The organism is Comamonas testosteroni (assembly GCF_000761245.1).
Taxonomy (GTDB): Bacteria; Pseudomonadota; Gammaproteobacteria; order Burkholderiales; family Burkholderiaceae_C; genus Comamonas; species Comamonas testosteroni_C.
Window position 1 is genome coordinate 1 of the sequence record NZ_AWOR01000015.1, and the last position, 430, is coordinate 430.

At 58.6% G+C, this 430-nt stretch carries 1 protein-coding gene; it reads right to left on the reverse strand.

Features of this window, described 5'->3' with window-relative positions:
• Window positions 1-430, reverse strand: a 430-nt coding sequence (locus tag P353_RS04865; protein ID WP_113707689.1) for an IS5 family transposase, incomplete at both ends; no start/stop codon positions are given.

Consider the following 430-nt stretch of genomic DNA (forward strand, 5'->3'; position numbering starts at 1 on the left):
CATCAATGCCGATGTGCAGCTTGCGCCATTGGCGCCGACGCTCCGGCCCATGCTTTTTGCATTTCCACTCGCCTTCTCCCAAGAATTTAATGCCTGTGGAGTCAACCAGCAGGTGCAGGCCGGCTGCGCTCGAGCGGTACGCCACCTGCACATCCAGACTGCGCTGGCGGCGACACAACGTGCTGAAGTCGGGGACCGGCCACATCAGTCCAGACAACGCCAGTAGTGACTGAACAAAGCCTGTGGTCTGCCGCAAGGCCAACCCAAAGAGGTTTTTGATGGTCAGGCAGAACTGAATCGCTGCATCCGAGAACTGCGGGCTGCGCCCGCGTTTGCCTCTGGCAGCGGCAAACCAGGACATGCTTTTATCCAGCCAGATGGTCAATGAGCCCCGCGCTTTGAGCGCTGTGTTGTATTGCTTCCAGTTGGT